The sequence below is a fragment of the Xanthomonas cannabis pv. cannabis genome (assembly GCF_000802365.1).
GTDB lineage: Bacteria > Pseudomonadota > Gammaproteobacteria > Xanthomonadales > Xanthomonadaceae > Xanthomonas > Xanthomonas cannabis.
Genome location: NZ_JSZE01000048.1, coordinates 1 through 21249 on the forward strand (window position 1 = coordinate 1; position 21249 = coordinate 21249).

17 protein-coding genes and 2 pseudogenes are annotated in these 21249 nt (G+C 66.7%); 11 read left to right on the forward strand and 8 right to left on the reverse strand.

Annotated elements, in window-relative coordinates:
* A partial coding sequence (locus tag OZ10_RS10080) for a TSUP family transporter (protein WP_039564718.1) occupies positions 1 to 427 on the forward strand: 427 nt, incomplete at its 5' end.
* 75 nt (positions 428 to 502) lie between these two features.
* Here the strand turns inward: OZ10_RS10080 and OZ10_RS10085 are convergent.
* The 4 genes from OZ10_RS10085 to folE all read right to left on the reverse strand — a co-directional run bounded on the left by OZ10_RS10085 (position 503) and on the right by folE (position 7721).
* Entirely contained in the window at positions 503 to 4525 is a 4023-nt protein-coding gene (locus OZ10_RS10085) for an SbcC/MukB-like Walker B domain-containing protein (protein ID WP_039564719.1), read from the reverse strand.
* Positions 4526 to 4941: 416 nt separating this feature from the next.
* Positions 4942 to 5643, reverse strand: coding sequence for a DUF4194 domain-containing protein (locus OZ10_RS10090; RefSeq protein ID WP_039413762.1), 702 nt, complete (start codon positions 5641 to 5643; stop codon positions 4942 to 4944).
* Positions 5630 to 7099 (reverse strand): DUF3375 domain-containing protein, encoded by a 1470-nt coding sequence (locus OZ10_RS10095; protein ID WP_039413765.1) that lies wholly within the window; start codon positions 7097 to 7099, stop codon positions 5630 to 5632. Before OZ10_RS10095 ends, OZ10_RS10090 begins: the two co-directional genes overlap by 14 nt.
* Before the next feature lie 19 nt (positions 7100 to 7118).
* Positions 7119 to 7721 carry a GTP cyclohydrolase I FolE gene (gene folE, locus OZ10_RS10100; protein ID WP_039413768.1) on the reverse strand — a complete coding sequence of 201 codons (603 nt, stop codon included), beginning with the start codon at positions 7719 to 7721 and terminating at the stop codon, positions 7119 to 7121.
* A gap of 130 nt (positions 7722 to 7851) precedes the next feature.
* On the opposite strand from folE, the gene OZ10_RS10105 reads away from it, so the two are divergent.
* The 6 genes and pseudogenes from OZ10_RS10105 to OZ10_RS23140 all read left to right on the forward strand — a co-directional run.
* Positions 7852 to 8307, forward strand: a complete 456-nt coding sequence (locus OZ10_RS10105) for a MarR family winged helix-turn-helix transcriptional regulator (protein WP_039413771.1) — start codon at positions 7852 to 7854, stop codon at positions 8305 to 8307.
* Between the two features lie 79 nt (positions 8308 to 8386).
* On the forward strand, positions 8387 to 8596 hold the full coding sequence (locus tag OZ10_RS10110) for a DUF1656 domain-containing protein (RefSeq protein WP_039413774.1): 210 nt from the start codon (positions 8387 to 8389) through the stop codon (positions 8594 to 8596).
* On the forward strand, positions 8593 to 9522 hold the full coding sequence (locus OZ10_RS10115) for an efflux RND transporter periplasmic adaptor subunit (RefSeq protein WP_039413776.1): 930 nt from the start codon (positions 8593 to 8595) through the stop codon (positions 9520 to 9522). Before OZ10_RS10110 ends, OZ10_RS10115 begins: the two co-directional genes overlap by 4 nt.
* Positions 9519 to 10967 carry an efflux transporter outer membrane subunit gene (locus OZ10_RS10120; protein ID WP_039413778.1) on the forward strand — a complete coding sequence of 483 codons (1449 nt, stop codon included), beginning with the start codon at positions 9519 to 9521 and terminating at the stop codon, positions 10965 to 10967. Before OZ10_RS10115 ends, OZ10_RS10120 begins: the two co-directional genes overlap by 4 nt.
* A pseudogene (locus OZ10_RS23135) lies at positions 10964 to 12077 on the forward strand (FUSC family protein); the annotation flags it as partial. The gene OZ10_RS10120 and the pseudogene OZ10_RS23135, both read left to right, overlap by 4 nt.
* Positions 12078 to 12163: 86 nt before the next feature.
* Positions 12164 to 13297, forward strand: a pseudogene (locus tag OZ10_RS23140) (FUSC family protein); the annotation flags it as partial.
* Between the two features lie 128 nt (positions 13298 to 13425).
* On the opposite strand, the gene OZ10_RS10130 reads toward OZ10_RS23140, so the two are convergent.
* Together OZ10_RS10130 and OZ10_RS10135 are read right to left on the reverse strand one after the other, a co-directional pair.
* Positions 13426 to 14787, reverse strand: a complete 1362-nt coding sequence (locus OZ10_RS10130; RefSeq protein WP_039415273.1) for an MFS transporter — start codon at positions 14785 to 14787, stop codon at positions 13426 to 13428.
* 112 nt (positions 14788 to 14899) lie between these two features.
* Positions 14900 to 15451, reverse strand: a complete 552-nt coding sequence (locus tag OZ10_RS10135; RefSeq protein WP_039415277.1) for a YdeI/OmpD-associated family protein — start codon at positions 15449 to 15451, stop codon at positions 14900 to 14902.
* A gap of 283 nt (positions 15452 to 15734) precedes the next feature.
* On the opposite strand from OZ10_RS10135, the gene OZ10_RS10140 reads away from it, so the two are divergent.
* Positions 15735 to 17000, forward strand: a complete 1266-nt coding sequence (locus OZ10_RS10140) for a phospholipase D-like domain-containing protein (RefSeq protein WP_039564722.1) — start codon at positions 15735 to 15737, stop codon at positions 16998 to 17000.
* A 32-nt stretch (positions 17001 to 17032) separates the two neighbouring features.
* Here OZ10_RS10140 and OZ10_RS10145 read toward each other — a convergent pair whose 3' ends face one another.
* Positions 17033 to 17557 (reverse strand): CcdC protein domain-containing protein, encoded by a 525-nt coding sequence (locus OZ10_RS10145; RefSeq protein ID WP_039415561.1) that lies wholly within the window; start codon positions 17555 to 17557, stop codon positions 17033 to 17035.
* Positions 17558 to 17830: 273 nt separating this feature from the next.
* Here OZ10_RS10145 and OZ10_RS10150 point away from each other — a divergent pair, with 273 nt between their 5' ends.
* A complete protein-coding gene (locus OZ10_RS10150; RefSeq protein ID WP_039415564.1) occupies positions 17831 to 18037 on the forward strand; it encodes a hypothetical protein in 207 nt (68 codons plus the stop codon).
* Positions 18024 to 19136, forward strand: a complete 1113-nt coding sequence (locus tag OZ10_RS10155) for a type II toxin-antitoxin system RelE/ParE family toxin (protein WP_039564723.1) — start codon at positions 18024 to 18026, stop codon at positions 19134 to 19136. Before OZ10_RS10150 ends, OZ10_RS10155 begins: the two co-directional genes overlap by 14 nt.
* 287 nt (positions 19137 to 19423) lie before the next feature.
* On the opposite strand, the gene OZ10_RS10165 is transcribed toward OZ10_RS10155, so the two are convergent.
* The gene (locus OZ10_RS10165) at positions 19424 to 19984 is read right to left on the reverse strand and encodes a hypothetical protein (RefSeq protein ID WP_081419433.1); all 561 of its coding nucleotides are present in this window, start codon (positions 19982 to 19984) and stop codon (positions 19424 to 19426) included.
* Positions 19985 to 20372: 388 nt separating this feature from the next.
* Between OZ10_RS10165 and OZ10_RS10170 the strand changes: the two genes are divergently transcribed.
* The gene (locus OZ10_RS10170; protein ID WP_228889114.1) at positions 20373 to 20810 is read left to right on the forward strand and encodes a DUF6393 family protein; all 438 of its coding nucleotides are present in this window, start codon (positions 20373 to 20375) and stop codon (positions 20808 to 20810) included.
* Positions 20811 to 21249 lie beyond the last annotated feature (439 nt).

The following is a 21249-nucleotide window of genomic DNA, read 5'->3' on the forward strand; positions in this document are numbered from 1 at the left end:
GATCTACACACTGATCAAGAAGGACTTCGGCGCGCTGCATCGGCCACGCCGGATCGGCCGGCGCGAACTGGCCACCGCACTGGCGATGGGCACGGCGATCGGGTTCTACGACGGGTTCTTCGGCCCGGGCACGGGCAGCTTTCTGATCTTCCTGTTCATCCGCTTTTTCGGGCTGGATTTCCTGCGTGCTTCGGCGGCGGCCAAGGTGGTCAACCTGGCCACCAACCTGGCAGCGCTGTCGTTCTTTTTACCCAGCGGGCAGGTGATGCTGGCGATCGGTATCCCGATGGCGGTAGCGAACGTGGCCGGCGCAGTGGCCGGCACGCGGATGGCGTTACGCGGTGGCACGCCGTTGATCCGCAAACTATTCCTGGTGCTGGTGATCGTGCTGATCGGCAAGATGGGGTGGGATCTGCTGCAGCAGTAAGCGCAACCTGCTGGCGATGCGACATGCTCGAGGCAGTGACACCCCCCTGCAGATGGCGTCGCCCGTGCACTGTTGTCAGCGCTTGCTGCGCGCCTGCGCCGTGCCTGCCTTGGCGCCGCGCGTTTTGGCCGGTGACGGTTTAGCCACCGCGCGCGTCGAGGTCGTCTTGCCGGTGCCACGCGCTGGCTGCCCAGTCGAAGCGGCTGTTGCACGTGGCTTGGCGGTGGCGGTTTTCACTGCCGCAGATGCGGCGGCAACCTTCCTGGGTGTGGCGTTGGATGCGCTTGTGGCCACCGTCGCCTTGGCCGGCGTTTTTGAAGACCGAGCGGTCTTGCCCACAGTGGACGTGGCTGCAGCTCCTGACGACACCGCCGGCGCGCGCGCTGTGCGTTTAGCTGATACCGGCTTGCCGGCATCAGCCGAAATGCGCGGAGGCGATTTCTTCGTCTGCTTTGCTTGAGGCTGCGCCGCAGCGCGCGTGGAAGAGGCAGTCCTGGCGTTCTTGCTCTGCGTGTTCGTCGTCGCGACTGCCGGCTTGCGCTGACCCGTCTGCGTTTTCTGCGCTGCGGGCGGGGTCCCCGCCGCCGCAGGCGATGCCGTGTGCATTGGGGCGCCGTCAATTGCCATGCCATCTGCGCGTGCAGGGCCCTGCACTCCTGCAGACTCGCCTACAGCCTCGATCGAAGGCGCAGCATCAGTGGTGCCGGCAACCGCCGGCTCATCGCCACGCGAGCGCTCCGGCAACTTCAAGCGCTGCGCCTGCTCGTCGTATTCGATCAACAACACGCCCGAGTTGTGGCGGCCGCTGATTTCCACAAAGCAGGCGCCACCGATGAAGGGCTCCAAGGTCATCACCGACTTCAACGGCGTGGCCACCACCATCTGGAAGCCGAAGTTTTCGAAGATGTTCATTGCCAGCGCGGTGAACTCGTTGTCGGCCTTGTCGAAGGCTTCGTCCAGCACCACCGCGCAATAGCGCGGCAGTTCGCCGTCTTCGCCGCCAAGCTGGTAACGCAGCGCCGCTGCAAGGCAGGTGGTGGCGAGCTTCTGGCGCTGGCCACCGGATTTGCCGGCGCCGCTGCGGTAGATCTCCACCTGCGCGCGGGTTTGCGCATCCAGTTCCACACCGATGAATTCCACATGCAGGCGCACATCCAGCACCTGTTCGCGCCAGCGGCGTGCCTCCGGTTCCTGCGCGCCCAGGCGGGCGACCAGTGCGCGCAAGGTGGAAAACTGCGCCTCAGCCAGCGCGCGGTCTTCGGTCTGTTGATGCGACAGCACCGCACGCAACTGCTGCTGGAATTCCTGCACCTCGGCCAGACGGCGGTCGCCGACTTCGATGGTCAGGATGGTGTCGCGATTGAACGGCACCTGCTCCAGGCTGGCATTGACCTCGTCCATACGCTGCTTGATGCCCTTGTGCGCTTCGGCCGTGTGGCGCTGCAAGGCCAGCAGGTTGTTCTTGCTCTGGGTCTGCAGCAGGTCGAAGAAACGATGCTCGTGCCGCGGCAGGCCATCGCTTTCCAGCCGGTCCAGGCGCGCAAGAAAATCGTCGGCGCTGGCAAGACTCACGGTGAAGTCGCCGCTGTCTTCGGGCCACTGCTGGCAATACTTGCGGAAGCATTCCAGCAATTGGGCACTGAGCCGGCTGTCGCGGCCCTGGCTGTCGGCCAGCTGCTCGGCCAGGCCACGCTCGACCACGCGGAAATGCGCTTCCAGGTTGTCCAGCGACAGCGGCGTCAAGGCGGCAAGCCGTTCCCGCAGGCCCTGCAACTGCGTCGGTGTGAGCGTGGCGGTGCCGGCGCGGCCCGCACACGCGGCGTGCTGCTGTTCGAGCCGCATGCGCTCGCGCGCCAGTTGCGCACGTTCCAGCCGCACATCGTCGTACGTGCGCTTGGCCTGGTCGCGCAAGGTGCGTGCGGTGTCGATGGCCTGGCCGAGCGCGCGCAAGCCGCTGTTGCCTTCGCGCAGCTGCACCAACTGCTCGTCGATATCGCTCAGGCGTTGCAGTTTGGGACCGACGTCGATCTCGTCCCAGTCGCGCTCCACCAGGGTATGCGCGGCCAGCTGTCGTTCCTGATCCTGCTCGCGTTGCTTGCGCAGCGCTGCGACATCGGCATCGCAGCTGGCGATGCGCTGGGCCAGCGCCTGCGCTTCGCGCTCGAACACCTTGAGCTTGTCGCGGTTGTCGTGACCGAGCAGCCACCGTTTGCGGTCGTTGACCGCGTGGCGGTCGTCCTTTTCGTAGCGATCGCCGGGATGCTTGACCTGGCCCTCGCGGGTGATCGCGCGGTCGGCGTTGCGCAGCGCGGTTGCGTTGTCCACGCAGGCATAGTCGAAGCGACGGGTCAGCTCGTTGCGCAGCCACTCGGTGAAGGCGTGCTCGCGCAATTGCAGCTTGCCGGGCAACGCATCGGGATCGACCCGCCGCGAGTGCAACTCGTCGTTACGACGCACACGGAAGTAGACCAGGCGCGTGCCGATATGGGTGCGGTTGACCCATTCGCTGACCTGCGCGTAATGCCGCTCGTCCACCAGCAGCGATTGCGCAAAGCCGTGCAGCACGCGCTCGATCGCGCCGCGCCACGCCATCTGGTCGTCGCGCACTTGCACCAGCTCGCCAACGAACGGCAGCGCGGCCTCGGCAATGCCGGTGTCTTCGCATAGCCGCGCGCGCAGGGCCTGCATCGGTGCAGGCATGCTCGACGGCGCGCGCTTCAGTGCATCCAGCTCGGCGCGGATCTCGGCAAAGCGGCGCTCATCGTCGCGGCGTGCGCCCATGCGCTCGGCAATGGCGTCATCCAGCGCGCTGGCGTCGTGCTTGCCGTTATCCAGCACGGTCTGCGCATGCGCGACCTGCGCGGCAAAGCCGCTGGCACCTGCCGCCAGGGCGGTGCCAAGCTGGCGGCAGGCCTGCTCGATCTGCGCACGGCGGCGCAGGCGTTCGTCGCGCTCGCGCTCCACGCGCGCACGCTCGCGTTCCAGTTCTTCGATCTGCTCACCGCCGGCGGCGCGCTGCTCGCGCTCCAGCCCGGCCAGTTTCTGCTCGTGGTTATCCAGCGACTCGCGGCGCTGGCCCTCTTCGCCGGCCAGTCCGCGGTCCTGGTTGTCCAGCTCCTGCAGCCGCTCATCCAGCAAGGCCAGCCGCTGCTGCTCGCGGTAGCTGTCCACGCCCAACTGCAGCTCGCGCAACTCGCCCACGCTGTGGCGCAATGCCATCAACGCCGCATGGTGCTCGCGCGCAGGGGTCAGCGTTTCCACCTGGCGGCGTGCGGTGACCACCGCATGGTGCGCGCCGTCGAGTTCGGCAAAATCCTCCACCAACCGATCGGCAGCTTCGAAGGTACGCGGCTCGTCCAGCATGAAACCGCGCAGGAAGACATTGAGATCACCCAGATTCTTGGCCGACTGGGTCTTGTGCAACAGCCGCAAGGCCATCTCGTTGTTGATGCCCAGCGCATGCCGGAAACGTTCGGCATAGCCGGCGAATCCATCGAAGTGGGCAACCTCCTCACCCAGCCGCGCCTTGAGCCTGCGCAGGTCCAGATCGAAGCCATCCAGCTCGGTGGCCACATCGAAGCTGCGCGGCGCCACCATGTAGTGGCGGCGGACGTCGGCAGCCGCATTGCCGCTGCCGGCGATCCAGAACAAGCGGATCAGGCTCACCGCCTCGCCATGCGCATTGCAGTACTCCAGCACCAGCGCGGTCCAGGTGGCGCCCTTGCGCAGGTATTGCGTGGCGATTTCGCCCGACGCGCTGTCCTGCTGATCGGCCCAGGCGCCGCGTACATACGACACCAGGCTGCGATCGCGCCCGCTGCGTTCGGCCTCGCGCGCGGCGGCGTTGAAGTCGACGATGCTCGGCGGCGTCAACAGGGCCGACATCGCATCCAGCAGGGTCGATTTGCCGGAGCCGGAACGGCCGACGAACAGAAAGCCCTTTTCCGCGATCGGCACTTCGGTCAAGCCGTTGAATGTGCCCCAGTTGTGCACCTGCAAGCGCCGCATGCGGAACTGCTGCGCCCGCTGTTCGGCAAGCGAATCGGCGAACAAGGAGGCGCCCGGCTGCGCCGGTGACAGGTTGGACTGGGAATTCATGGCTCACTCACCAAAACGGGATGACGGGTCACGCTGAAGACGAATCACATCACGACTGTTTGAAGCGGGGTGTTGCTGGACAAGCATGGACTGCGGTGGCTGACGGTAATCGGGTACGTCCCTTCGCGGCCTGGGACGCTCCTACGCGGCGCGGTGATCTGGATGGACACGGATGAGTGACGAGAGCGGGTGCTGACCGATGCGCGGGAAGCTGATGGCTCAGTGCCGCCCATGAAGAAAGTCACTTGCGCTTGACGGGGCGTGAGAGCTGACTTTCATCGCGCAATGCATGACGCACGGCTACACACACACTCCAGATGTCACATCCAGGCATCGCGATCGGCCGTCCCCTCATCCGCCCTTCGGGCACCTTCTCCCGGTGGGAGAAGGGATGGCGATCCGGGGTGCAGACGCCATCACTCCAACGCAACCTCCCCCTCTCGCAACTCCCGATACGCCACCACCAGGGCCTGCACATCCTCTGCCGAGAACAACAGCTTCAAGACGGGCGAGACTTCGTAACGCTCCTCGCTGCCGCGCAGGCGCGACAGCAACTGGTTGTCGCGCATCTTGCCGATCGCCGTCATCACCCGTCGCGCAAACCCTGCGCGGTCGGTGGACACGTTCTTCTCGTACACCGACAACGCCTCCACCAGCTGCGCCTCGTCCACCACCGCACGCGCGCCGCGGGTATCGGCTTCGGCCAGTTGCTGGCGCAGGAACAGCAGCAACACCGATTCGATAAAGGTCAGCGGCGCGCTGCGCAGCAAGGTGGGCGATTCCAGCTCGGCGGTGTCGGCCTGACGGGTGAAGGCCACCCCGCCCTCGCGGTCGAGCACCAGCTCCAGAAACAGCTCGCACAACAGCTGACGGATCGCCGCCTCGTTGCGCAACAGCGCCGGCCACAACGCGCCGTGGCGTTGCGCATCGATGCTGGGCCCTGCGAGCAATTGGCACAGCGCGCGGCGCGCGTCGAACGGCAACGTGCCGGTGTCGCCCAGAAACAGCTCGCCGCGCGGTTGCGCGCTCGAGGCATCCGTCATCAGCGGGCGGCCGTCATTGGCCGGGGCACCGGTGTTTTCGTCGGCGTCCAGGCGCGTGTCCTCAGACCAGTTCATTGCGTTTCTCCCGGGTGAACCACACCAAGGGAATGCGCGCGCGGCGCGTGGCGCCGTCGCTGCCTTCCCATTGCACCGTTTCCATTTGCCCCTCGATCACCAGGCCGTGGCGCGTGCCCAGCGACAGGTAACCGATGACGCTGCCCAGCCCTTGCACGGCCGGGCGCTGTTGCAGGGCATCGCCGATGGTCAGCCGCGGGCGCTGGCCGAGCAGTTCGTGCAGGTCGTTGCGCAGGCTGCGCACATCGATCTCCGATTGCGCGACCAGGTCGCCCACGCTGTCCAGCGAGATCTCGGCGGCATCGGCGGCTTGCACACGCCCATCCACCTGGGTAAGCCGCGGGTCGTGCAGCCGCCATTGCGACAACGAACGCAGGCGGCTGCTGCTGAGCGCCTGCGTATACCCGGTGGCGGTGGTGGCATGCAGGCTGTCGCGCAATTGCAGGGCTTCGCCCTGCGCCTGCTTGAGCAATTGATTGAGCCGGCGCTGTTCCAGATAGCCGCGGCTCTGCACGAAACCGCGCAGGCTGCGCGCGAAGTGCTGCATCACCGTATGCACCTCGCCGCCGCGCTCCAGCAGCGTGCCGGTGAGCCCGCGCAGGAAGGCGCGTTCGCGGCGGTCGAGCTTGCGCGCGAAGCCGCGTGCGAGCAGCGCATCCAGCGCCTGATCGAGCTGGCTGCTCTGCTGGGTGTCGTTGAGCAGGCTCCAGAACGCCTCGAAGGTGCGCCCGGCCTCGCTGTCGGCGATCACATCCACGCCGTTGAACAGTTGTTCGAGCACATCGCCGCGCGCGCCTTCGTCGTCGATGATGCGCTCGCGGAACTGGCGGTTGAGCTGCTCGAAATCATCGCGCACGCGATGGAAATCTTCGGCCAGCTCGTCGGAGAGATGGATCAGGTCGCGGGCGCGCTCCAGCGCGCGCTTGCCATCCAGTGCCGCCACGCGGCCCGACGCCACGCGTTCGATCTCGGCATCGATGCGCGCACGTTCGTCGCGCAAGGCAGCCAGGCGCAGCTCCGGATCGGCCTCGGTCTGGCCGGCCAGCTGCACCAGTTGCTGGATCACCAGCGACAGGCGGCTTTCGGTGGCGCTGCTGCTGCTTTCGCGCAGGCCGACGATGAAGCGGATGGCCTGGGTGGCGGCGCGCGACAATTCGTATTCTTCTTCGGCTGCACCTTCGGGCAGGCGGCGCTCCAGCCAGCCCTGTGCCAACCAATGCGCCAGATAGGCCTGCGCGGTACGCGGCAATTCGCGCGACAGCTCGTCGGCGCGCAAGGCATCGAGCTGGCGCTGCAACCGCTCGTGCAGCACGGCCGAGGGCAGGCGCCGTTCGCCGTCCATCAGCACGGTCTGCAGCAGGCCGATCAGTTCGGGGGCGTGGTCGGCGGCGAGCAGTTTCCACACCGGCTGCTCGCGCAGTTGCCGATAGCCGGCGATACGTGCCTGGTGCTTCATGCGCGCTGCAACGGCTGCCTCAACGCTTGCCGCCCACTTCGATGAACTGCAGGAATTCGGCGCGGGTGCGCGCGTCTTCGCGGAAGCTGCCCAGCATCTTGGAGGTCACCATGCTGACGCCGCGCTTGTGGATGCCGCGGGTGGTCATGCACTCGTGCGCGCCTTCCACCACCACGCCCACGCCGCGCGGTTGCAGCACGTCCTGGATGCACTGGGCGATCTGGGCGGTCATCTTTTCCTGCACCTGGAACCGGCGCGCGTAGCTTTCCACCACCCGGGCCAGCTTGCTGATGCCGACCACCTTGCCGCGCGGCAGGTAGCCCACGTGCACCTTGCCGATGATCGGCGCCATGTGGTGCTCGCAATGGCTTTCATAGGAGATGTCGCGCAGCACGATCAGCTCGTCGTAGCCGGCCACTTCCTCGAAGGTGCGTTCCAGGTAGGCACGCGGTTCTTCGCGGTAGCCGCTGAACCAGTCGCCATAGGCTTCGGCCACCCGGCGCGGGGTGTCCAGCAGGCCTTCTCGGAAGGGGTCTTCGCCGGCCCAGCGCAGCAGGGTGCGCACGGCCTCTTCGGCCTGGGCCTGGGTGACGGAGGAATCGGGCTGGTCGGACTGGCTCATGCGCAGGTGCACCCAAAGGGGGCGAGCATGGTACCCGAGGACGGGCCGACGGCCCCAGCGCCGGTTGCGGCCGCTGCCGCGGGTTCAGTGACTATTGATTCATTATTGAATTGATAGCATCCTAACTATTATGACGATCAGCACTGCATCTCCGCGCGCCCAGCTCAGTTCCGGCCTGTTGGTCGCCGCCCGCCAATGGCAACGGCTGGCCGACCAGGCCTTTGAGAGCTTCGGGCTGTCCAGTGCATGCACCGGCCCGCTGCTGATGATCGGCCGCTCCGGCGGCGGCATCCGTCAGGTGGCGCTGGCCCAGCAGCTGGGCATGGAAGGCCCCTCACTGGTGCGGCTCCTGGACAAGCTGGCCGCCCAGGACCTGGTCCGGCGCGAAGCCGACAGCAGCGACCGCCGTGCCAACCAGCTCTGGCTCACCGCTGCGGGCCAGGCGCTGGCCGGGCAGATCGAGGTGCGCCTGGACGCGTTGCGCGCCGAGGTCTTCGGTGCGCTCAGCGAGGCGCAGGTGCAGACCGTGCTGACGCTGTGGGAGCAGATCGCCCAGGCGCATGCGCGGCTGGGGCAGTCCGACTAGCGCACGGCGGTATGCGCTTGCAGTTGGCCGGCACGCCAGATGCTGCCGGGCAGCGTTGTTCCCTTTCCAGGTAGGCCCGATGTACGGCGAGTTCAGTCTCTACGGTGTGTTCGTTCCCACCCTGCTGGCGTTGATGACGCTGGCGTATCTGCTCAACAGCGCGATCGGCGCGCTGCTGACCCGCGCGGGCGCGTACCGCCACATCTGGCACCCGGCGCTGTTCAACCTGGCGCTGTACATCGCGCTGCTGGGCGGCCTGTTTTCTCTCATGCGGTGGATGCAATCGTGAAAAAGCTGATCAAGACCGCCGGGCCGGCGCTGCTGACCCTGGCAATGGTGGTGGTGGCTGCGTTGGTGCTGCAGCATCTGTGGCGCTATTACATGGACGCGCCGTGGACGCGCGATGCGCACGTGGGTGCCGACGTGGTGCAGGTGGCGCCGGATGTGTCCGGGCTGGTGGAGTCGGTCGCCGTGGCCGACAACCAACCGGTCACGCGCGGGCAGCTGCTGTTCGTGGTGGACCGCGCGCGCTATGCGATCGCGCTGGAGCAGGCGCGCGCCGCGCTGGCCGAGCGCCAGGCCACGCTGAGCCAGTTGCGCCGCGAGATCGCGCGCGACCGCAGCCTGCAGGACGTGGTCGCCGCCGAAGATGCCGAGGTGCGCCGTTCCAATGTGCAAAAGGCCCAGGCGGCAGTCGCCACCGCGCAATCGGCGGTGGACCTGGCCCAGCTCAACCTGGACCGCACCCAGGTGCGCAGCCCGGCCGATGGCCACGTCAGCGACCGCACCGTGCGCGCGGGCGACTACGTCACTGCCGGGCGCCCGGTGGTGGCGGTGCTGGATACCGGCTCGTTCCGCGTGGATGGCTATTTCGAAGAAACCCGCCTGCAGGGCGTGCACCCCGGCCAGCGCGTGGACGTGCACCTGATGGGCGAGCCGGTCACGCTGCATGGGCATGTGCAGAGCATCGCCGCCGGCATCGAAGACCGCTACCGCAGCGGCAGCGCCGGTGCCTTGCCCAATGTCACGCCAGCCTTCGACTGGGTGCGGCTGGCGCAGCGCATCCCGGTACGCATCGTGCTGGATCGGGTGCCGGCGCATGTGCAGCTGATCGCCGGGCGCACCGCCACGGTGAGCATCCTGCCTGACACAGCCACAGCCAATGCGACCCCGGCCGCCGCGCCTGCCCGCGTGCAGGCCAAGGCGGCGCCATGAGCCACCACGTGCTTCGCCCACTGGGATTGGCCACGCTGCTGACGGCGTTGAGTGCCTGCAGCACCGTGGGCCCCGACTACGCGCTGCCGGAGGATGCGGCCTACCAGCGGCCGGCCGCCAATGCCGCGTTTGTCGACACCGGCAACGACCAGGTGCAACCCGGCGCACCGCTGCCGGCGCGCTGGTGGGCGCTGTATCAGGACCCGATGCTCGATGCCCTGGTCGAACAGGCCCTGCGCGACAACGTCGAGCTGAAGGTGGCCGGCGCCAACCTTCGCCGCGCCGCCGCGGTGTACGAACAGGCGCTGGATGCCGGTGGGTTCGATTACGAGGTGGACGCCGGCGTCAGCCGCGCGCAGGTCTCGGCCGAGGCGTTCCTGCAGCAGGAAAAGCTGCCGGTGTTCAACCTGGCCGATGGCAAGGTCGGGGTGTCGTATCAGTTCGATCTGTTCGGCAAGCTGCAGCGCGGCGCCGAGGCCGCGCACGCCGATACGCAGGTGGCCCAGGCGGCGATTGACCTGGCCCGCGTCAACGTGGCCGCGCAGGTGGCCGGCAGTTATGTGGAGATCTGCCACGCCAACCACGAGCTGCACGTGGCCGAGCATTCGCTGCAGTTGCAGCAGCGCAGCCGCCAGATCACCCAGCGCCTGATCGCTGCCGGCCGCGGCACACCGCCGGATCTGGCACGTGCCACCGCGCAGGTGGCGATGCTGGAAGCTGCGCTGCCGCCATTGCGCGCGCGCCGCCAGGCCGCCGGCTATCAACTGGCCGCGTTGCTGGGCAAGACACCGAGCGAGGTGCCGGCCGGCGTGGACAGCTGCGACCACGCGCCCGCCCTGCAACGGCCCATCCCGATCGGCGATGGCCGCGCGTTGCTGGCGCGTCGCCCGGATGTGCGCCAGGCCGAGCGCCGGCTCGCCGCCGCCACCGCGCGTATCGGCGTGGCCACTGCCGCGTTGTATCCGGACATCCGCCTGGGCGGTTCGATCGGCGCCACCGGCCTGCTGGCCGACATCGGCGAGCCGGCGACGCAGGCGTGGTCGTTCGGCCCGCTGATCTCCTGGACGCTGCCTTCCAGTGGGGCGCGTGCACGGGTGCGCGCCACCGAAGCCGGCGCCGACGCCGCTTTGGCGCAATTCGACACCACCGTGCTGCAGGCACTGCGCGAGGTGCAGACCGCGCTGTCGCGCTACGCGCAGGATCTGGACCGCCTGCACCTGCTGGAACAGGCGCAGCAGCAGGCCGAGCTGGCGTCGTCGCAGAACCGGAGGCTGTATCAGGGCGGGCGCACGCCGTATCTGTCCAGCCTGGATGCCGAGCGCACCCTGGCTACCGCCGACATGACGCTGGCCAATGCGCAGGCGCAGGTCTCGCAGGATCAATTGCAGCTGTTCCTGGCCCTGGGTGGCGGGTGGGACGCCGCTGCCACGACGGCCGCACGATGACCGCCCTGCTGCGCGACCGCCAGGCCTGGCTGTTTTCGGCCAGGACGTTCGCTGCCTCGATCGCGGCGTTGTACGTCGCCCTGGCCGGCAACCTGTCGCGGCCGTACTGGGCGATGGCCACGGTCTATATCGTCTCGCAGCCGCTGCTCGGCCCCACCCGCGCCAAGGGCGTGTATCGCGTGCTCGGCACGCTGCTGGCCGGCGCGGCAACCTTGGTGATGCTGCCGAATCTGGTGGAAACGCCCTTGCTGCTGAGCGCGGCAATGGCGGTGTGGCTCTCGGCCTGCCTGTTCCTGGCACTGCTCAATCGCGGCCCGCGCGGTTATGCGTTTTTGCTGGCCGGCTACACCACCGCCTTTATCGGTTTCCCGGCGGTGACCGCGCCCGAAGGCATCTTCGACACCGTGGTGGCGCGTAGCGAAGAGATCGTGCTGGGCACGGTGATGGCGGTGCTGTTTGCCGCGCTGGTGTTCCCTGCATCGGTGCGGCCGATGCTCACCGCACGCATCGGCAACTGGATGCAGGATGCGGCGCAGTGGTGCCGGCAGGTGCTGCAGCGCGGCCCCGCGCACGCACCGCGCAACCGCCTGGCGGCCGACCTGGTGCAGTTCGAGGCCTTGATCGCCTTCGTGCGCCACGACGACCCGCGCCATGCCGGTGCCGCCTCCGCGCTGGAGCAGCTGCGCGCGCGCATGCTGATGCTGCTGCCGGTGCTGTCCTCGATCACCGACCGGCTGGATGCGCTGCACGACGACACCACCGCCCAGCCTGAGCTGGCCGCGCTGCTGCACGATATTGTGGCCTGGGTGGATCCCGGCGACGGCGCCACGGCCAATGCCGTCGACGCCTGTGCCTTGCGCGCCCGCATCGCCGCGCTGCGCGCCCCGGTGGATCAGCACATCGCGCATCTGCTGCTGGCCAGCCTGTTGCTGCGCCTGGAAGAACTGCTGGACCTCTGGCAGGACTGCCGCGCGCTGGAGCAGGCCCTGGTACAAGGCACGGCGCCCGCAGCGCTGCGGGCAATGCCGAATGCGGCAAGACCGGCGACCGCGATACCGGCCGCAACGGCCGCCTCACCCGAGCGGGCCGCCGCGGTGCGGAGCGCAACCGGATCGGCTTGGCGCGTGCGCGCCTCGTCGCAGCGCCCGGCAGGTTTACGCAGCGACGCTGCGACGGCTGCCTCGGCCGGACAGGTCGAAGGCGCACCGCCCGAACCCGGCGCACCTTCGCGCACGCGCGTATCGCTGCTGCAACGCCTGCGCGGATTACCCAGCGACACCGCCGATGTGCCTGCACGCGGCAGCACCACGCGCCACATCGATTTCGGCATGGTCGCATTTTCGGCCGCCAGTGCCGGCTTCGCGTTGATGGCGTATTGCGTGCTGTGGATCGGCATCGGCTGGGAGGGCGGCGGCAACGGCGCGATGATGGCGGCGGTGACGGCCGCGTTCTTCGCCGCGCAGGACGACCCCGCGCCCAGCATGCTGTCGTTCCTGACCTGGGCGGTGGTGGCGAGCGTGGTGGCCGGTATCTACCTGTTCGGCATCTTTCCGGCCATCCACGATTTCCCGATGCTGGTGCTGCTGCTGGCGGTGGTGTTCCTGCCCTTGGGCGCGCTGCTGCACCGCCCTGCCAGCATGCTGATCGCGCTGCCGCTGGTGGTGAACCTCACCGCCCTGCTCAGCCTGCAGAACACCTACAACGCCAATATCCAGAGCTTCGTCAACGCCGCGGTAGCCATGGTGCTCGGTATTGGTTTTGCCGTGGTGCTGACGCGGCTGTTCCGCTCGGTCGGCGCCGAATGGAGCGCACGCCGGCTGGTGCGCCAGGGCTGGCGCACGCTGGCCGCTGCGGCAGACGGCCATGGCACGCAGGACCGGCAGCACTTTGCCGCCCGCATGCTGGACCTGCTCGGCCTGCTCGCACCGCGGCTGGCACTGACCCCGGAAGGCAGCGACCTGGCCTCGGTGGATATGCTCAACGAAGTGCGCGTGGGCTTGAACATCCTGCAACTACGCAGCGCGCGGCATGGGTTGCCGCAGACCAGCAAGGAGGCGGTGGACGCGATTTTGGCAGAGGTTGCCAAGCATTACCGTCAACAGGCGGCGCACAAGCGGCCGTTGCCGGGGCCCGACTCTTTGCGCAATCGTCTGGATATATCGCTGACGCGTGTGGACAAGGTGCCAGCGGGCGCGCATCGCGATGAGGCGCTATTGGGGTTGATTGGGCTGCGTTACAGCCTGTTTGCAGAGACAGTACAGCGGCGCAAAGACATCAAGCACGAGCCGTCTGCTTTAGCCCCTCTCCCGCCGGGAGAGGGGTTGGGGTGAGGGTCCGGGGCAAAGCCTCCTGCGTATTCAATGTCACTAGGCTTCGCTCGTACCCTCATCCGCCCCTACGGGGCACCTTCTCCCAAAGGGAGAAGGAAGAAACAGCCCAGCCAGCCCGCGCGCGCGCATCACCGCTTGCGCTGATGCATCGCCGCTTCGTCGTCCAGCCAGTTGCTGCCTTTGTTGGTCAGGAAGAACATGTAGACCACCAGCGACACCGCGATCACCGCTGTTGCGTAGATCACGAATTCGCTCACATGGTTGGTCTTCAACGAAGCCTGGTACAGCAACGGCGCGGTACCGCCGAACGCGGAGTTGGCCAGTGCATAGCCCAGGCCAACGCCCAGCGCACGCACATGGGTGGGGAACAATTCCGCCTTCACCACCGCATTGATCGAGGTGTAGCCGGTCAGGATCACAAAGCCCACGGTGAGGATCGCAAACGCGGTCAGCCAATCGGTCTGCTTGGGCAGTTCCATCACCAGGAACCAGGTATAGAGCACGCCGCCGATGCCGAAGAACACCAGCAAGGTCTTGCGCCCCACGATGTCCGACAACCAGCCACCCACCGGCTGCATCAGCATCAACACCGTCAGCGCCACCAGGTTGATGATGGTGCCGGCCATCACGTCGCCACCGGCGAACGCAGTCTGGATCATCTTCGGGCCGGTTACCGAATAGGTGTAGAACGCGATCGTGCCGCCGGCGGTGATCAGGAAGCACAACAGCAGCGGACGCCACTGATTGACGAACAGCTCGCGCATCGAACCGGAGGCCCTGGCCTTGCCGGTGCGCGAATCGGCGATGGATTCGGAGCTCAACGACTCGTCCATGGTCCGGCGCAGCCAGAACACTACCAGCGCACCGATACCGCCCAGGCCGAATGCCACGCGCCAGCCCCACGCCGACACCTGCGACGCATCGAAGAAATGCAGCATCACCAGCAAGGTGGCCTGCGCCAGCACATGCCCACCGACCAGGGTGACGTAATGGAACGAGGACAGGAACCCGCGCCGGCCCGGAATGGCGGCTTCGGACATATAGGTTGCACTGGTGCCGTACTCGCCACCGGTGGCAAAGCCCTGCAGCAGGCGCGCCAGCAGCAAAATGATCGGCGCGGCGATGCCGATCGTGGACACGGTGGGCGTGATTGCGATGACGAACGAGCACACCGCCATCAACGACACCGAAATTGTCAGCGCCAAACGGCGGCCATAACGGTCGGCGAAACGGCCGAAGTACCACGCACCGATCGGGCGCATCAAGAACGTCATCGCAAAGATCGCCCACACGAACATGGTGGCGTTCTTGTCTTCCTTGGAAAAGAACTGCGATTCGAAATACGTGGCAAACACCGAGTAGACGTAGACGTCGTACCACTCGACCAGATTGCCGGCCGATCCCTTGAGCGTATTGGACACCGAGCGGCGAAGGCTACCGGGTGCTGCGCCAGAACCGGCGGCGATCGGAGACGATGGGGGTGCGCTCATGCGGTGGATTCTCTTGGGTGGGACAGCCCCGAAGTATAGGTGCGCGCTTGTGTGACGCATGTAAGCATTTCGGCGCATATTCAGCGGCACAGTGCACGCCAGGCCACCCGCTTCAGTCCGCTTTTGGGGTCGGTGCCGCAAGCGATTTGCTGTACATCCCGGAGCGATCGAAGCAGCACGCACGCCGCTTGCCGGCCGCGAGCATGTCGCAGGCGGTGGCGACGCGCCTGACCCGCGTGTCGGCCTTCTTGCCCGAGACGATCCAGAAGATCCAGTCGCGCCGCGCCACTGCGGTGATGTCGTCCCAGGTCGCACGCGCGGCCGGATGCGCGGCCAGTGCGGCGTGCAGATCGTCCGGCACGACCGGCTCGGGTTCCACGTCCACCGGCGCGATCTCCAGTGCCACCGTCTGCCCGGCCGCAACGCCCGCCGCCTGCTGCAGCGCGCGATCAACCCTGAGCCAATGCCCACCCCGCCCGTCCGGCTGCAGGGTCGCCTGCAAGCGCTGCCCGGCCAGGGTGCCCGCCACCGTCACCATGCTGCGCGTGGGCAGCCTGTCGCTGGCCGCCGTAGGCAGCACCAGAAACAGCCAGGACGCACCGGCAGGCGCCGCCGGTGCCAGCAACGTCGCCTTGCAGCGGATGGTGGCAACGGCGTTGACCATGCTGCGGACCATAGCACCGCAAGATCCCCACACGCAGCGCCGCAGAACCGACCACATGCAGCGCGACGCGCCGCCCTTGTCGAGGTCGCATGTCGTGCAGGTGCGTGCCTTGCCCCTACGATTGAGTGCGACACAGCGGTCGCAACGCGCCGCGTTTTACGCCGGCGCGCTGCGACTGGTCTTCCTCATCCATGCCCGCGCCCTTCACACCCCCCATGCCGTCCGCCTTGCCAGAATGCCGGCCGCTTGTGGCCGCAATGGCAGGGGAACCGGAGTTGGATGCATGACATGGATCATCGTGGCCACGGTCGTCATCACCTTGGTGATGGGGCTGCTGGCGCTCAACTTCGCCACGCCTGAGAAAAAGCTCCAGCACATTCCCGGCCATTGCTATGACGTGTCCGACCCGCAGTTCAAGCGCGAGATGTCGGTCTTGCTGGGGCCGGCGATCCTGCCCGGCAACAAGATCGATGTGCTGCAGAACGGGCACGAGATCTTTCCGGCGATGCTGGCCGCCATCCGCGGCGCGCAGCACACCATCACCTTCGAGACTTATATCTACTGGTCGGGCGAGATCGGTCGCGAGTTCAGCGAGGCGCTGTCCGCGCGCGCGCGCGCCGGGGTCAAGGTGCGCGTCACCATCGACTGGGGCGGCAGCTTGAAGATGGACCCGTCACTGGTGGAGGAGATGACCGAGGCCGGCGTGGAAGTGCATCGCTACCGTCCGCTGACCTGGTACAACCTGCATCGCGTCAACAACCGCACGCATCGCAAATTGCTGGTGATCGACGGCCGTCTCGGCTTCACCGGTGGCGTGGGCGTCGCCGACCAGTGGATGGGCGATGCGCAGGACCCGGACCACTGGCGCGACTCGCACTACCGGATCGAAGGGCCGGTGGTGGCGCAGGTGCAGGCGGCCTTCAACGACAACTGGATCAAGAGCACCGGCCGCGTGCTCAACGGCGCCGAGTATTACCCCGAGCTGGCACCGGCCGGCGACAGCGATGCGCAGCTGTTCGTGGCCTCGCCCGCCGGCGGCAGCGAGAGCATGCACCTGATGTACCTGATCGCCATTGCCGCGGCGCGCACATCCATCGATCTGGCTGCAGCGTATTTCGTGCCCGATGCGTTGATCACCCGCTCGCTGCTGGAAGCGCGCAGCCGCGGCGTCAACATCCGCGTGCTGTTGCCCGGCAAGCATATCGATGCGGTCTCGGTGCGGCTGGCCTCCAAGGCCAGCTGGGAGCCGCTGCTGCAGGCCGGCATCGCCATCCACGAATACACGCCCACCATGCTGCACACCAAGCTGCTGATCATCGACAGCCTGCTGGTGTCGGTGGGCTCCACCAACTTCGACATCCGCTCGTTCCGCCTCAACGACGAGGCCAGTCTGAACGTCTACGACCGCACCCTGGCCGCGCGCATGACCGAGGTGTTCGAGGCCGACCTGCAACGCGCCGAGCGGTACACGCTGGAGCGGTGGCGCGCACGCCCACTGCGGCAGAAGCTGGGCGAGAAGCTGGTGTTCCCGTTCCGCTCGCAGGTGTAGTGCGCACGGCGTCCGCGGTCAGCAACACCGCCTCACAGCGGGGCGGTAGTTCCGGCCTGCAGACGCAGCTGGCGCAGGCGCCACCACACCCCGCCCACGTGGACTAGCGAATACAGCACAAGCGCCGCGGCGATGCCCAAGGTTAGCGCGCTGGCCTGCGAACCAGCCACCGCCGGGCCCTGGCTGAGGGCGCCCGACGCCCAACGCCAGGCCAACCGGCCCAGCAACACCAGCATCAACGCAGCGCCGATCCAGGGATTGGGCGTATACCAGCCGCGCCCGTCCACCCACTCGGCATGCGTATAGCGCAGCGACAGCGCACCCAGCCAGATGCCGACCAACGTGCCCACGGCAATGCCGGCCCGCACCTGCGGCAAGCCGTAGACCGCATACGCCAGCGCCGCGGCCGCGACGATCAGCACCACGCTGCGCACTGCCGTGCTCGCCGGCTTCCACTGCTGGCGGCCGAAGCTGCGCCGGATGCGCCGGTAGTAGAGGTAGCCAATGGCGGCCATCGAGAGATACGGCGTCAGCGGTGCGATGGCAGCGGCGGGCATGGCGGTTCCTTTGCGGGTGGGTTGAAGCGACCGACGCAGAATGAAACCAGCCATCGGCGCGAACAAGGTGCCAAGTGTCACTTTCTGCAGGCGGCGGCGTGGCAGCCGGTCGCCTGCAAGCCGCCGTCTGGCCGGGCGGTGCGCACGTAGACCACCGCAGCGGGTGCGTTCCCGCCCCGGCCGGTGAACGCCGCAAACGCGCGCCGGTGGTTGCCACACGCGAACCGGAGCGGCACAGGTAGACTTGCGCGCAGTGTTCCCCACCGCAGTGCCATGTCCGCCATCAAGCAAGACGCCCACATGCTGATCGACACGCTGCCCGACACGGCCGGCTGGGACGACGTGGTCCGCGCCGTGGGCGATGCCAGCTTCCAGGCTGCGGTGCAGGACGGCATTGCCGCGGCGGACCAGGGCGCGTTTGCCGCACCGGCGCAGGTCGGCGCACTGTTCGCCAGGTGGGGCGTTGATGTTACGGCGTGACTGGACCGTCCCGGCCGCCAAGCAGCTTGCCCACGCCCAGGATCACTACCACGCGCTCAATCCGGCTGCGGCCGCCGCGATGGGCCGGCAGGTGCTGGAAGCCACCCGCACACTGGCCGAGCAGCCCGGCCGTGGCCGTGCCGGCCGGGTGCCCGGCACTCGCGAGTGGGTGGTCAGGCAAACCCCTTACGTGCTGGTGTACCGCGTGCGCGACGATGCGCTGCAACTGCTGCATGTCCACCTCGATGCCAGCGACTGGCTGCCGCGCACCGAGCCGCTGATCGAACGCATCGAGCCGTGGATCGCCGCATTGATCAGCGCGCTGCTACACGTGCTGATGCTGCTGATCCTGCTGTCGGCCTCCACCCCCACCGTCACCCCGCCGCAAGGCTCGCCCAGCGGTGGCCGCACCAAGGTGGATTTCGTCGGCGACACCAGCCAGCCGCAGCAACCCACGCCCTCGCCCACTCCCACGCCGCCGTCGCAGACCCCGGCCCCGGTGCAACCGCCGCCGGCCGCCTCGCCGGTGCAGTCCACCCTGGTCCAGAACGCCAGGAACCCGGTGCCGCCGGCGGGCAACACCCGCCGTGGCGGCCTGACCGAGCAGCGCCAGACCCGCCCCGTGCAGCGCCCCACCCCGCCACAACCGCCGGCCGAACCGTCGTCGCCGCCGCAGCGTCGCCCCGAGACCTGGACCGGGCGCCCACCGGGCATGCTCGACGAACCCGCCGATGCCGCCGAAGACGGCACCGCCTACACGCCCACCATCAGCGAAGGCCGCCGCCGCGACCGCAACAACGCCCAGCCCAGCCTGGATATCGGTGGCTTCCAGGTCTATTACGACGTGCGCAGCGAAACCCAGCTGCGGGTGTGGAAGGAACAGGGCATGCAGGAAATCGCCATCATCCTGCCCGGCACCCAGCAGCGCATGGTCTGCCCGCTGGAGGTCGCCCTCAAACGCGGATCCAGCAAATGCCGCCTGCTGCCACCGGACTCGCCGGAACTGAAGACCATCGGCGACGCCCGCGAGGTCATCAACATGATGGAGGTCTACAAGCAGGGCGAACCGGTGTGGCGCGGGCCGGGGCCGTATCGGTGAGTGGTGGGGCTAGGTTGGGCCCGGATGTCACTGGGCTCACGCTTGGGCGCGCCGACGCCTATATCGCTGCGACAGCGGCCGCGCACGGATTGGCCGTTGCCACTCGCGACACTGCCCCGTTTGAGGCGATGACGTCGGAGGTCATTCACCCGTGGAATTAAGCTGGAGTGCGCGGTGATAAACCGGCATTTCGGCGCCGATTTCTAACGCACTCTTTTTGAGAGCAGCAACCGAGCGAGCCGAAGATGTCTTCAGTCCGTTCGTCAATTAGCCGGCAGTTGCAGCCCTCACTTCCCCTGGTCTTTGCCGAGCTTTGTACCCAGTGCCCCCTTGAACGGCGCCGGATTGCTGGTGACCAGGCAGTTGTAGGCTTTGTCGCTGTTGAGCACCAGCACGGACGACTGCGGCCCCTTGAAATCCAGCCCCACCGAGAACAGCACATACGTGTTGGGCAGCGCACTCGGTCGAAATGCCCCGAAGGCATACTCGCCAGACAGGCCCAACGGCGACAGCGGCACCGTGAGCACCAGTGGCTGCGTGGCAACCGGAGAGGGCAGCGAGGAGGAAGCAGACATGATCTTGGACTGCACGTCGATGGAGTACTTGGTGGTGACCGTCATCCCCAGATACTTGGAATCTGGTGCCGACACCTGCTTGCGACAGGCCGCAATATCTTCCGGCTTCTGATCCTGCTGGCCCGTCTGCAGCGTGGCAAAGACATGGGTCAGCGTGACCTTGTCCGCTCCCGTGACCGGTGCTGCAACGGCAGCGTCCATGCACAGCGCGGCCACGACGAGCGAAAGGCCATATGCCGCAAGCGCACCGCGATAACTGGTTTTACGTTTCATTTCGATCACTCCTTGGTCTGCGATGCAAGGTGTCGGCAGCGGCTCTTGCGCGGCTGCCGCTTGCGTCTTGAATGGAAGTCGCAACGGCACCTGTGCATAACGCCAAGCGGCAGATGATCGATTGCGTACGATGACGCCATGGGTGTGTGTGGGAGCACCACACCTACGCCACCCAGCTGGCCACGCGGCTGGTGTGTGCATCGTTGAAGACCAACGCATTGCAAACCCGGCAAATCGTCTCAACGACGTCGTTGCGTGATGCAGTGTGGAGTTCGGAAGCAAGCACGGCGCTCCATCGCTCACATCAGACATCCGTCAAGATAGAACGGTTGCCTGGAATAGCTCGCAGACATCTGATCCATATGACCAGCTGCATCAGGAGATCGCCATGCCATACATCATGCTAAATCGTTGGGCTGCAACCTTCGCATTCTTAGGTATCGCTATGCTCTCACCTTCGTCCTGCATCAATGCAGAGACGGCACGCACCGCTTCGAAGCAGGATGGCATCCCGAAAGCAGAAGCCAGACCCATGCTCGACGAAATTTATGCGTCCCAACAACCCCTTCGACTCCAGCAGATCGACGTGAGCAGCATCGTCAGCAAATACATACAGCTGTCTACAGCAAAAGCAACGGTGCTGAAGATGTTCGACGATTCTCCAACCTCAAGGATCGTTGAAGACACTGCAGGCAAGCTGGTCGTCAGGGACAACAGGGGTCAGGCGATCATGGACCCCGATGCGCGCTCCATCGTGATGACTTTTTCCTTGGATTCCAACGGCAAAGTGACGCACATCGACGCTGTCTGCATCAATAGCCAGTAATCCGACCAAGCACCTCATGGACGAGAAAACCGACGTAAGAACCGATGGCGGCCGTCTTCAACGCAACGCTGCGATCGCTTTCAATGCGTCCGTCACGCGATCAAACACAATCTGCCGTGGCAAGCGCGCCTCGCCGGGAACAAGCGGAATCTAGCGCCGACATTAGATTGACCGTCTGTCAGGCGCTTACCGACTTGAAACCAATGCTGGCTTTTTTGTTACTTGAGGCTGGCCCAGCTTCATGCTGGCGCTTTCGTTGCTCGCGATGCCGCTGGAGCCGGGTCGGGTCCGGTTGAGGAGGTGGTTCCTGGACAGACAGATCGGCTACCGAGACCAGATCTCGCACCTTGCAGCACGCGACCAACCGGAACTGGCTACAGTCTGCTCAGGGCCGTGCGCGCCCACTCCATCCACCTGGGTTTCAAAGGATCTGCATGTC